The organism is Nocardia sp. NPDC004722 (assembly GCF_053601505.1).
The window spans coordinates 1-11,837 of the sequence record NZ_JBSGBY010000234.1; the positions used below are offsets into that span (position 1 = coordinate 1).

12 protein-coding genes are annotated in these 11,837 nt (G+C 67.7%); 8 read left to right on the forward strand and 4 right to left on the reverse strand.

Annotated elements, in window-relative coordinates; translation table 11 throughout:
• Positions 1-152: 152 nt before the first annotated feature.
• Positions 153-1,079, forward strand: a complete 927-nt coding sequence (locus ACWELQ_RS22570) for an o-succinylbenzoate synthase (protein WP_452399037.1) — start codon at positions 153-155, stop codon at positions 1,077-1,079.
• Positions 1,080-1,085: 6 nt separating this feature from the next.
• Here the strand turns inward: ACWELQ_RS22570 and ACWELQ_RS22575 are convergent, their stop codons facing one another.
• Together ACWELQ_RS22575 and ACWELQ_RS22580 are read right to left on the reverse strand one after the other, a co-directional pair.
• Complete coding sequence (locus tag ACWELQ_RS22575; RefSeq protein ID WP_452399027.1) at positions 1,086-1,598, reverse strand: TIGR04338 family metallohydrolase; 513 nt, start codon at positions 1,596-1,598, stop codon at positions 1,086-1,088.
• 11 nt (positions 1,599-1,609) lie between these two features.
• Entirely contained in the window at positions 1,610-2,452 is an 843-nt protein-coding gene (locus ACWELQ_RS22580) for a DUF2786 domain-containing protein (protein WP_452399028.1), read from the reverse strand.
• A 149-nt stretch (positions 2,453-2,601) separates the two neighbouring features.
• On the opposite strand from ACWELQ_RS22580, the gene ACWELQ_RS22585 reads away from it, so the two are divergent.
• The 6 genes from ACWELQ_RS22585 (at position 2,602) to ACWELQ_RS22610 (ending at position 9,355) form a co-directional block, all read left to right on the forward strand.
• A complete protein-coding gene (locus ACWELQ_RS22585; protein WP_452399029.1) occupies positions 2,602-3,909 on the forward strand; it encodes an ABC transporter substrate-binding protein in 1,308 nt (435 codons plus the stop codon).
• 106 nt (positions 3,910-4,015) lie between these two features.
• Positions 4,016-5,008, forward strand: coding sequence for a carbohydrate ABC transporter permease (locus ACWELQ_RS22590; RefSeq protein WP_452399030.1), 993 nt, complete (start codon positions 4,016-4,018; stop codon positions 5,006-5,008).
• Positions 5,008-5,901 (forward strand): carbohydrate ABC transporter permease, encoded by an 894-nt coding sequence (locus ACWELQ_RS22595; protein WP_452399031.1) that lies wholly within the window; start codon positions 5,008-5,010, stop codon positions 5,899-5,901. The genes ACWELQ_RS22590 and ACWELQ_RS22595 overlap by 1 nt, the downstream gene beginning before the upstream one ends.
• Positions 5,902-6,014: 113 nt before the next feature.
• Positions 6,015-8,234, forward strand: coding sequence for a transglycosylase domain-containing protein (locus ACWELQ_RS22600; RefSeq protein WP_452399032.1), 2,220 nt, complete (start codon positions 6,015-6,017; stop codon positions 8,232-8,234).
• Between the two features lie 228 nt (positions 8,235-8,462).
• Positions 8,463-8,918 (forward strand): GyrI-like domain-containing protein, encoded by a 456-nt coding sequence (locus ACWELQ_RS22605; protein ID WP_452399033.1) that lies wholly within the window; start codon positions 8,463-8,465, stop codon positions 8,916-8,918.
• Positions 8,919-8,929: 11 nt separating this feature from the next.
• Positions 8,930-9,355, forward strand: coding sequence for a GyrI-like domain-containing protein (locus tag ACWELQ_RS22610; protein ID WP_452399034.1), 426 nt, complete (start codon positions 8,930-8,932; stop codon positions 9,353-9,355).
• Between the two features lie 135 nt (positions 9,356-9,490).
• On the opposite strand, the gene ACWELQ_RS22615 is transcribed toward ACWELQ_RS22610, so the two are convergent.
• On the reverse strand, positions 9,491-10,603 hold the full coding sequence (locus ACWELQ_RS22615) for an inositol-3-phosphate synthase (protein WP_452399035.1): 1,113 nt from the start codon (positions 10,601-10,603) through the stop codon (positions 9,491-9,493).
• On the reverse strand, positions 10,596-11,153 hold the full coding sequence (locus ACWELQ_RS22620; protein ID WP_452399038.1) for a PadR family transcriptional regulator: 558 nt from the start codon (positions 11,151-11,153) through the stop codon (positions 10,596-10,598). Before ACWELQ_RS22620 ends, ACWELQ_RS22615 begins: the two co-directional genes overlap by 8 nt.
• Positions 11,154-11,381: 228 nt before the next feature.
• On the opposite strand from ACWELQ_RS22620, the gene ACWELQ_RS22625 reads away from it, so the two are divergent.
• On the forward strand, positions 11,382-11,837 hold a 456-nt coding region (locus ACWELQ_RS22625), incomplete at its 3' end, for a DUF5318 domain-containing protein (RefSeq protein ID WP_452399036.1).

An 11,837-nucleotide genomic window follows, 5' to 3' on the forward strand; every position in this document is an offset into this window, starting at 1 on the left:
CCGCGGACGCACGCCGACGGGACGAACGAATGCTCGTCGACCGGGCGCGACGTCCGGCGCCCGTGTCGCCGCCGCGACCGCGGTTGGGTCCGGGAGTGAGCGACAGCGGCGCGGCGGTGGATTTCGAGTCGGCGGTGGTCTACGCGATTCCCATGCGAACCCGGTTCCGGGGCATCACCGTGCGCGAGGGAATGCTGATTCCCGGGCCGCACGGCTGGGGTGAGTTCTGCGCGTTCCCCGAATACGACGACCGGGAGGCCGCCGCCTGGCTGGCCACGGCCGTGGAGCAGGCGAGCGTGGGATGGCCTGCGCCGGTGCGGGATCGGGTGCCGGTGAACTGCATCGTGCCCGCCGTCGGACCGGAGCGGGCCCGGGAGATCGTGGCCGCCTCCGGCTGCCGCACCGCCAAGGTGAAGGTGGCCGACCACCCGGATTCGCTGGCCGAGGATCTGGACCGGGTCGCGGCCGTCCGCGAGGCGCTCGGCCCGGCGGGGGCCGTGCGCGTCGACGCGAACGCGGTGTGGGATGTGGACACCGCGGTCGACCGGATCGGGCGAATCGACCGGGCCGCAGGTGGTTTGGAATACGTCGAGCAGCCTTGCCGGACCATCGAGGAACTCGCCGCGGTCCGCAAGCGGGTGAGCGTGCGCATCGCCGCCGACGAATCCATTCGCCGCGCCGAGGATCCACTGCGGGTGGCGGTGGCCGGGGCCGCGGATGTCGCGGTGCTGAAATGCACTCCGCTGGGCGGGGTTCGGCGCGCGCTCGAGGTCGCCGAGGCGGCGGGTCTGCCCTGCCTGGTGTCCTCGGCATTGGAGACCAGCGTCGGGCTGGCCGCCCAGGTCGCCCTGGCCGCCGCGCTGCCGCACCTCGATTTCGCCTGCGGCCTGGACACTCTGTCCCTGCTCACCGGCGATGTGGTGACCGAACCGCTGCGACCTGTCGACGGCTGGCTGCGGGTCCCCGCCGCCGCACCGGTGCCCGACCCGGAACTCCTCGACCGCTATCGGCACCCGGATCCGGAACGCACCGACTGGTGGCGGCAGCGCCTGGCCCGAGTAGCCGCACTGCTGCCCTGATCGCGCTCAGGCGATCCGCACCCCGCACGAATACATGGTGGTACGCATCAGCAGCGCCGCCTCCGGCCCGATGATCCCGTCCACGAGCTCGAGATAGCGGGCGCAGAACTCCGGACCGTGCGAGGCGGTCTCGGCGAGCTCCGGGTCCAGGTGATGCGCCAATTCGTGCAAGATCACCAATTCCCGCAGCGCCCAGGCGGTTCCACCGCTGTGCAGCGGCACCGCCAGCACCGCCCCGGCGGATTCGTAGTGCGCCGCCCGGGCCCCCGCACGCGCCCGCACGGTGACCGGCGCGGACGCCCGATCCCACTGGGCGCGAACCCAGTTCAGCGCCAGCACCCGATCGGCGTACGCCTGCACCGACTCCACCGACGCGAAGCGTCGCTCGATCGGCAGCGTGAGGTGGGATCCGTGCAGTTCGACCGTGCGCACCCCGAATTCGTCGGCGCGGTCGAACATTCCGCGCACCAGCCCCTCGGCGTCGTACACCTGGGAGCGCTGCGCGTCCCGCACCGCCATGCGCGCGTCCGCTATTCGCCCGCGCCGCGCGGCAGCTGCCCGCGCACCCCGCCGAGTTCCGGCGAATTGCCCAGTCGTGCGGCCTTGCCCGCCCGGTCCCCCGCCCGCCGTGCGGCCGCCGAGTATCCGGCCGAAGCCTGCGGGCCCCGCCAGGTGCCGCGCGCCTCGGAGGTGCGGGAGTAGAAGTCGGTGAGCTCGAGCTCCTTGTTCCGCAGCGCCAACGCCGTTCCGGTGGGCGCGGATTCGGCCGCGTCGGCGCGCACGGCCGCGGTCTCCACATCCGTCTTCACCTCGGCCAGGCGGCGGCCGATGCGTGCGGCGAAGGCCATCTGGAAGTTGAGCCGGGCCGTCACTCCCGCAACCGGCACCTGCACGGGCCGCTGCACCTGCCGCCCGTATCGGCGTTCGACCACGATCTTCTCGGTGGTGGCCGAGCGGTAACTGCCCGACTTGATGTAGTGGTCCGACGCCCGCACCATCTGGATCAGCAGGCTCGTGTAGAGCGCCTCGCAGGTGTCGATATCGGTGTCGAAACCGTAGGCGTACACCGTGGTCGAGGACCGGGCCACATCACAGCGCACATCGTTGGCGGCCGCGATGGCCACGAACAGCTGCACATAGGTGCGCAGTCCGCGTTTGCCCGCCTCGCCGATCGGGATGACCCGCTGCGTCGGCACGGGTCGCCGTTCGCGATTGGCGATATGCGCCCGCGCCACCGCCAGATCCACCGACGAACCGGTGGCCAGGCGCTGCGCGGCGGCCAGAAAGGCCTCGGCTTCATGCTCGTTGTCGGTCGATTCGGCCTGCCGCAGCAGCCCGCCGATCCGGGTGAGCATCTTGTCCTGAGAAGACATCGCCGACCAGCTTAACGCCCTCGAAGATCATCCCGGTGTGCGTCCGAAGGACGAGGTAGTACCGGCACCGGGAACCTTCACCCTGTATCTTCCCTTGTGCAACCGGCTGGGTGTGCTGCCGCTCACGTCTCGACCCTGGAGTATTCACGATGGCTTTGAAGAAGGTGTCGTCCCTACGATCGACGCTGGTGCCGCGGGCCGCCTTGGCCGTGACGTCGGCGGCCTTGCTGACGGCGGCCCTCGCCAGCGGCTGCTCCAGCAGCAGTAGCGGCGGCTCCAACGCCATCGGCCAGAACCTCACCGGCCGTGGCCCGATCACCTACGTCGAGGGCAAGGACACCACCGAGACCGGTGCGGTCAAGCAGCTCATCGACCGCTGGAACACCTCGCACCCGGACGAGAAGGTGACGTTCAAGGAGCAGTCCAGCGACGCCAACCAGCAGTACGACGATCTCACCCAGCACATGCAGGCCAAGGCGTCGGACTACGACGTGGTCGCCCTCGACGTGCCGTGGACCGCGGAGTTCGCCGCCAAGGGCTGGATCCAGCCGCTGAAGGACTCCTTCGCGCTCGACACCTCGACGCTGCTCTCGCCGCCGGTCGCCTCGGCCACCTACAACGGCACCCTCTACGCCGCGCCGCGCAACACCAACGGCGGCCTGCTGTTCTACCGCAAGGACCTGGCACCGGAGCCGCCCAAGACCTGGGCCGAGATGATCGCCTCCTGCCCGAAGGCCAAGGAAGCCGGAATCGGCTGCTACGCAGGCCAGTTGGCGCCCTATGAGGGTCTGACCGTGAACGCCGCGGAGGTCATCAACGCCTTCGGCGGCAGCTTCGTCGGCCCCGACGGCAAGACCCCGACCGTGAACACCCCGCAGGCCAAGCAGGGCCTGCAGACCCTGGTCGACGCGTACAAGAACGACGACATGCCCAAGGAAGCCCTCTCCTTCAAGGAGCCGGAGTCCCAGAACGCCTTCGTCAGCGGCAAACTCATGTACATGCGCGGCTGGCCGTCCTCCTTCGGCGACGCCGGTTCCGACGCCTCCGCGGTGAAGGACAAGTTCGGGGTCGCCCCGCTGCCCGGCAAGGACGGCATCGGCGCCTCCACCCTCGGTGGCTACAACGCCGCGATCAGCGCCTTCTCCAAGAACAAGGCCACCGCGCTGGACTTCCTGCGCTACCTGATCAGCGAGGACGCGCAGCACATCGTGGCCCAGGGCGGACTGCCGTCGGTGCGCGCGTCGGTGTACGACGACCCGGCCCTGATCGCCAAGATGCCCTACCTGCCCGCGCTCAAGGACTCCATCGCCTCGGCGGTGCCGCGTCCGGTGACCCCGTTCTACCCGGCGGTGTCGAAGGCCATCCAGACCAACGCGTTCGCGGCGCTGCAGGGCAGCATGACCGTCGACGCCGCGATCGCCGGAATGCAGAAGGGCATCGAGACCGCCGGATCGTAAGGTGGACCCGGAACCGAGTCGGTAGATCGCCCGCAGGAGAAGAGTAAAAGTGTCACGTCCTCCGGGAGCGACCGACGTCGCGGAACCCGAACCGACGGAGCAATTCGTGAAAACCGAAGCGGCACAGCCGGACAGCCCGAAGCCCAAGCGGCGGGGGCCGATCCTCGGCCTCACCGCCCGGGCCTGGCTGTTCGTCGCGCCCGTGCTGCTCGCGCTGATCGTGGTCGTCGGATACCCGGTGGTCCGGGCCGTGATCATGTCCTTCCAGAAGGACGCGGGCATCGACAAGTCCACGGGCATGTTCGTGGACGGCGGCAGCGCCGGATTCAGCAACTACACGCACTGGCTGCTGCAGCAGTGCACCGACTCGCTCGGCCAGACCATCTCCTGCCCGACCGGCAACGGTGGCTCCGAGTTCTGGGCCGCCGTCGGCGTCACCGTGTTCTTCGCGGTCGTCACGGTCACGCTGGAGGCCACCATCGGCCTGGGCATGGCCATGATCATGGGCAAGACCTTCAAGGGTCGCGCCCTGCTGCGCGCGGCCGTGCTCATCCCGTGGGCCATCCCCACCGCGGTCACGGCGCGGTTGTGGGAGTTCATGTTCCACGTCGACGGCGTGGTCAACCGGATCTTCGGCACGCACATCGTGTGGACCGTCGACACCTGGCCCGCCCGCTTCGCTGTCGTCATCGCCGACGTCTGGAAGACCACGCCGTTCATGGCGCTGCTGATTCTGGCCGGCCTGCAGGTGATTCCGGGCGACGTGTACGAGGCCGCGCGTGTGGACGGCGCCTCGGCCTGGCAGCGGTTCCGCTACATCACCATGCCGCTGCTCAAGCCCGCGCTGCTGGTGGCGGTGCTGTTCCGCACCATGGACGCGCTGCGCCTCTACGATCTGCCCGCCATCATGACCCAGAATCTCGGTGCCACCCGCACCATTTCGATGCTGGTGGTGGATCAGTCGCGTTCGGGCGCCAACAGCGCCTCGGCGCTGTCGGTGATCACCTTCCTGCTCATCTTCGCGGTCGCGTTCGTACTGGTGAAGGGTTTGGGCGCCAACGCGGTTCGCACCCAGGAAGAGCAGCGGGAGGCGCACTGATGAGCACCAACGTGATCGAAGAGACCGTCGAGAAGCCCGTGCGGCAACAGCTTTCGTGGCGGCAACGGCTCACCTCGGGCCGCGTCTACCTGGGCGCGCTGATCGTGCTGATCTGGGGTCTCGCGCCGTTCTACTGGATGGTCGTCACCGCGCTGCGCGATCCGGCGTACGTCTTCGACACCACACCGTGGCCGACGCACCTCACCCTGGAGAACTTCCGCACCGCCTTCGACACCAGCCGCGGCACCAATTTCGGTCGCGCCCTGGGCAACAGCGTGCTCATCGGGTCCGCCACCACCGCCATCGCGCTGGCCTTGGGCGTGATGGCCGCATACGCGCTGGCGCGCTTGACCTTCCGCGGCAAGTACCTGGTCGCGGGGCTGATCCTGTCGGCGTCCATGTTCCCGGTCGTGGTGCTGGCGACGCCGCTGTTCCAGCTGTTCACCGACCTCGGCTGGTACGGCCACTACCAGGCGATGATCATCCCGAACATCTCCTTCGTGCTGCCGATGACGGTGTACATCCTGTCGTCGTTCTTCAGCGAACTGCCCTGGGAGCTGGAGGAAGCCGCCCGCATCGACGGCGCGTCGCGCTTCCAGGCATTCCGGCTGATCATGCTGCCGCTGGCCGCGCCCGCCGTATTCACCACGGCCATCCTGGCTTTCATCGCCGCGGTGAACGAATTCCTGCTGGCCAACCTGCTGTCCTCGGACGCCACCGCGCCGGTGACGGTCGCGGTCGCGCACTTCGGCGGCAACAACGGCTCCAAGGTGCCGCCCTACGGCGCGATCATGGCCGCGGGCACCATCGTCACCATTCCGCTGGTGATCATGGTGCTGCTGTTCCAGCGCCGCATCATCTCCGGCCTCACCGCCGGTGGTGTGAAGAGCTAGCGCCGAGCGTGTGAAGAACTAGGGACGCCAAGCAACGTCGATTAGCATGGGTCGCGCCGTGGACGGGTCTACGGCGTCACCTGTCACAAGCTTTTTCGACGCTCCGGAAGGAGATGCTCGTGAGCTCGTCCCGCAAGCGGCGTCGTGGGGAATCGGCACCGAACGGCGCCCCCGCAGGCTGGAACGAGCTGGCATCGGCAGCCGCCCGCAGGGGACAGCAGCCCTCCCACAGCAGGCCACGCCGCCGCGCCAAACCACCGCGGGCCGCGAAACAGCCGGACCCGTCACCGCGGCCGCGCCGCACCCGCGGCCAGCGATTACGCCGCTTGATCCTGGCGCTGTTCCTGGTACTCGTGGTCATGCCGACCACGCTGATGGGCATCGCCTACTGGAGCGCCGAGATCCCGGACCCGAATGCGGTGCAGAGCAATCAGATCGCCACCATCCTCACTTCCGACGGCAACTCCGTCATCGCGAAGGTCGTTCCGCCGGAAGGCAACCGGGTCCCGATACCGCTCAGTGACGTGCCCGAACCGGTGCGGCTGGCGGTGCTCTCGGCCGAGGACCGCAACTTCTACACCAATCCCGGCTACTCCACCTCGGCGTTCCTGCGCGCGGCCCGCGACAACCTGCTGGGCCGCGACGACGCGGGCGGCGGCTCCACCATCACCCAGCAGTACGTGAAGAACGCCTTCCTGAGTTCCGAACGGACACTGAGCCGCAAGATGCGCGAGCTCATCATCTCCGCCAAGATGGCCCGCGAGTGGAGCAAGGACGACATCCTCGCCGCCTACCTCAACACCATCTACTACGGACGCGGCGCGTACGGCATCTCGGCCGCCGCCAAGGCGTACTTCGGCAAGGCCGCACCCGAATTGACCCTCGCCGAGGGCGCGGTGCTCGCCTCGGTGATCCGCACCCCGTCGCTGCTGGACCCGGAGAGCCACCTCGAACAGCTGAAGGCCCGCTGGACCTACGTGCTCGACGGCATGGTGAGCATGGGCGTGCTCAACCGCAATGAGCGGGCCGCCACCGTGTTCCCGAACATCCTGCCCGTCACCGAGGTCGACGACAGCACCCCGCGCGGCCCCGAGGGCCTGATCCGTGCCCAGGTGCTGCGCGAGCTGCGCTCGTCCGGCATCAGCGAGCACGACCTGAATACCGGTGCGCTGCAGATCATCACGACCATCGACGCCAAGGCGCAGCAGGCCGCGCTGAACGCGGTCGGCAATGTGCTGGGCGGGCAGCCCGGCGAATTGCGCACCGCCGTGGTGTCGATCGATCCGCGTTCCGGCGCGGTGCGCGCCTACTACGGCGGACCCGACGGCATCGGCTTCGATTTCGCGCAGGCCCCGCTGCAAACCGGTTCCGCCTTCAAGACTTTCGCGGTGCTGGCCGCGCTGCAGCAGGGCATTCCGCTGTCCTACCGGCTCGACAGCGACCCGGTCACGGTGAACGGCGAGAAGATCCAGAACGTGGGCGGCGAGTCCTGCGGCACCTGCTCGCTGGCCGAGGCGTTCAAGCGGTCGCTCAACACCAGCTTCTACCGGCTCACCCAATCCCTGTTCGAGGGCCCGAAAGCCATTGCCAACGCGGCACATCAGGCCGGAATCCCCGATCAGATCCCGGGCGTGCCCGGCAAGACCCTCACCGAGGACGGCGGCCCGCCGCTGCCCGCCATCGTGCTGGGCGCGTATTCGGTGCGCCCCATCGACATGGCCTCCGCGTACGCCACCCTGGCCGCCTCCGGCGCCTACCGGGCCCCCTACTTCGTGCAGAAGGTGATCACCGGCGACGGCCGCGTGCTGCTCGACCGCGCCAAGGACCCGCGCAAGAGCGAGCAGCGCATCCAGGCTTCGGTGGCCGACACCGTGGCCCAGGCGATGCTGCCCATCGCCGCGTACTCCAACAACCACAACCTGTCCGGCGGCCGCCCCTCCGCCGCCAAGACCGGCACCACCCAACTCGGCGACAGCGGCCAGAACAAGGACGCCTGGATGGTCGGTTTCACACCCGGCCTGTCCACCGCGGTCTGGGTGGGAACCGAACAGTCCCAACCCATCCGCACCTCCCGCGGTGCGGCCATCTACGGTTCGGGCCTGCCCGCCGATCTCTGGAAGCAGACCATGGACGGCGCCCTCGACGGCAGTCCCGTCGACCAATTCCCCGCGCCCGAACAAATTGCCGGAATGCCCCCGAGCAACGGCAATTACGACATCCTCAACCCGCCCGCCCCCGGCCCCCAACAAGAGCCGGTCCTGGTGATCCCGCCCGCCCCGACCCCCAAGGAAGTAGAAATCTTCCCGGGCCTCAGCATCCCTGTGCCGGGCTGAGCGATGGCTCGGGCCTTTCTTTTCGAGGGTTTGGGGGCGAAGCCCCCATAAAATCTCCCGACAGTGATGCACTGTTGATCATGTTTGACGCCTACTGTGCCCATCTGTGCGGTGCCACGGATATGGTGGAGACCGCCACCGGCTTCAATGACTCCTGGGGTCGATGGCAGGATGCGGGTTGGGAGCAGGGTGGGGTCGGAGACAGCACGAGACTTAGGGGCGACGCCGGTGGATTTCAATGTCGTTGAACGCCACGAAACGCTGGTAGCCGGAACGGTGCTACGCAGTCCGGCACTCGCGGTCGAAGGACCGCGCCGCGCGAAGGTCGAGGAGGCCTGGAAGCGGAATCTGGCACGCGATCTGCCCGGTCCACCCGCGACCGCGTATGTGGATCACGCACCCGAGATCGGTTCATATCTGACACATGTCGTCGGGTACGAGTGCAAGAACTTGGACGATTTATTGCCGGGCGATGTACTCGCCCGTATCCCGGCCGGCAAATTCGCGCGCATCATTCGCAGCGGCGACAATCTCGGCGACATCATCGTGTCGATCTGGCGCACGGTCTGGGACCTCGAGGCGGCCGGCACCCTGGTGCGCGCGTACACCGGGGATTTCGAGCACTATCCGGACAACCGGACGGTGGAGGTTTTCGTCGCGCTGGATCCCAGCGCCGAGGGGTAGGGGAGCTAGCAGTGGACTTCGAAATCGTCACCCTGGAGGAGTTCCTGGTCGGCGGCCTGACCATTCCCCTGGCGGGTCGCGAGGTCACCGCGCGCGACCTGGATCTCGTGAACTTCACCTGGGACCGCTACCTGGCCCGCGAGAAGAAGGCCGAGCGGACCGCCGCCTACATCGGTCAGAACGATCACGCGGTAGCTGTACTGGGCTACGAACTTTCGGGCCTGAGCGACCTGGACACCGGTGATGTGGTGACCCGCATCCCGTCCGGCCGCTACGCGAAATTCGTTGTCTCGGACAAGCCTTACGACCTGCTGCGCACCGCGTGGGCGAAGGTGGCCAAGGCCGAGAACGCAGGCACCATCACCCGCTCGCACAGCGCGGAGATCGAGCGCTACACGGGCCCGACCTCGGTCGAGGTCTACGTCTCGCTCGACTGACGTCGAGAAAAACCAGACGGCGGCACCGCTGATAGCGGTGCCGCCGTTTGTATTTGGAGGGGGTGTGGGGGCGAAGCCCCCACGACTCTCGTCGGGGGTTCGGGGGGCGAAGTCCCCTGAGAGTTACGAGAGTTGTTACTCCGCCCCGATGATGAACGCTTCCAGCTGGGCGCGGGCGACATCGTCGGCCAGCTGCTTCGGCGGGGACTTCATCAGGTAGGCCGAGGCCGGGATGACCGGTCCGCCGATCCCGCGGTCCTTGGCGATCTTGGCCGCGCGCACCGCGTCGATGATGATGCCCGCCGAGTTCGGCGAGTCCCACACCTCGAGCTTGTACTCCAGGTTCAGCGGCACGTCGCCGAAGGCGCGACCCTCGAGCCGGACGTAGGCCCACTTGCGGTCGTCGAGCCACTCGACGTAGTCCGACGGGCCGATGTGCACGTTGCGGTCGTGCACCTTGCCGGCCAGCGGGCCCTCGAGGTTGGAGGTGACGGCCTGGGTCTTGGAGACCTTCTTGGACTCCAGCCGCTCACGCTCGAGCATGTTCTTGAAGTCCATGTTGCCGCCGACATTGAGCTGGTAGGTGCGGTCCAGCACGACGCCGCGGTCCTCGAACAGCTTGGCCATCACGCGGTGCGTGATGGTCGCGCCGACCTGGGACTTGATGTCGTCGCCGACGATGGGCAGGCCCGCGTCGACGAACTTCTGGGCCCAGACCGGGTCGGAGGCGATGAACACCGGCAGCGCGTTGACGAAGGCCACGCCCGCGTCGATGGCGCACTGCGCGTAGAACTTGTCGGCCTCTTCAGAACCGACCGGAAGGTAGGAGACGAGGACATCGACCTCGGCGTCCTTGAGCGCCTTGACCACGTCCACCGGCTCGGCGTCGGACAGCTCGATGGTCTGGGCGTAGTACTTGCCGATGCCGTCCAGGGTCGGACCGCGCTGCACGGAGATTCCGCTCGGCGGCACATCCGAGATCTTGATGGTGTTGTTCTCGCTCGCGAAGATCGCGTCGGACAGATCGAAGCCGACCTTCTTGGCGTCCACGTCGAACGCGGCGACGAACTTCACATCGCGCACGTGGTAGGGGCCGAACTTGACGTGCATGAGGCCCGGAACGGTGGAGTCCGCGGGCGCGTCCCGGTAGAAGTGCACGCCCTGCACCAGGGAGGATGCGCAGTTGCCCACACCCACGATGGCCACGCGCACTTCGGTGGCTCCGCCAGCCTGATTGATGTCACTCATGGCCGATATTTCCCTCTTTCTGTGGTGCCGCCTTCGTCGATTGCTCTGCGGCAATCAACTCGTTGAGCCAGCGCACTTCGCGCTCGCTTGATTCGAGACCGAGTTGATGGAGCTGGCGGGTATAGCGGTCCAGTTGCCCGCTGGCGCGTTTTATCGCTTCCCGCAGTCCTTCTCGGCGCTCCTCGACCTGCCTCCGCCGCCCCTCCAGGATTCGCATCCGCGCTTCCGCGGGGGTGCGGCTGAAGAAGGCGAGATGAACGCCGAAGCCGTCGTCGGTGTAGTTCTGTGGCCCGGTGTCGGCGAGCAGTTCGGCGAACCGCTCGCGGCCGGACTCAGTCAGGTTGTAGACCCGCCGCGCACGGCGGGTGGCCAATCCCTGCGGACTCTCCTCCGCGATGAGGCCGTCGGTCTGCATGCGCCGCAGGGTCGGATAGAGCGACCCGTAGGAGAAGGCCCGAAAAGGCCCGAGCAGACCGGTGAGTCGCTTGCGCAACTCGTAACCGTGCATCGGTGATTCGAGGAGCAGCCCGAGGATCGCCAGTTCCAGCACGGGCTTCACCTCCTGACTGTCGTGTATTCAGAACCTAACCGATGGATGCAGTTCCAAACTATATCGCGCCGATATAGTTGGCGCGCGTTTGTGGTGCTGACGCCCCACACCCCCAAAGGGAAAGGGGGTCGGGGGGCCTGGCCCCCGGCCCCCCGACCCATGTGGAGATTCCGTGAGAGTCGCCTCGGGGCGTGCGGGGCGACGGGGGCCGCAAGTACTCTGGGTCGCGTGCGAATACAGCGGCAGGTAGTGGACTATGCGCTTCGGCGTAAGTCGCTGCTGGCCGACGTCTACGCGGGGCGGGTGGACGTCGCGGAAGTGTGCGATGCGAATCCGTACCTATTGCGTGCGGCGAAGTTCCACGGTCGGGGGAGCGAGGTCACATGCCCTATCTGCAGGAAAGAGCAGTTGACTCTCGTATCGTGGGTCTACGGTGACGGGCTCGGGCCCGTGGCCGGCTCCGCCCGCACGCCCGAGGAATTGGTCCGGCTGGCCGAGTCTCGCGAGGAGTTCTCGGTGCATGTGGTCGAGGTGTGCCGGACCTGCAGTTGGAATCATCTGGTGCAGTCCTATGTGCTGGGGTCGGCCCCGGCACCGACGAGGCGCCGCCGCACCGGCACCCGTCGCACGGGTTCCCTTCGGGTGGCGAGCAGTGCGCGGCATGGCTGTATCTCCCCGATGGAC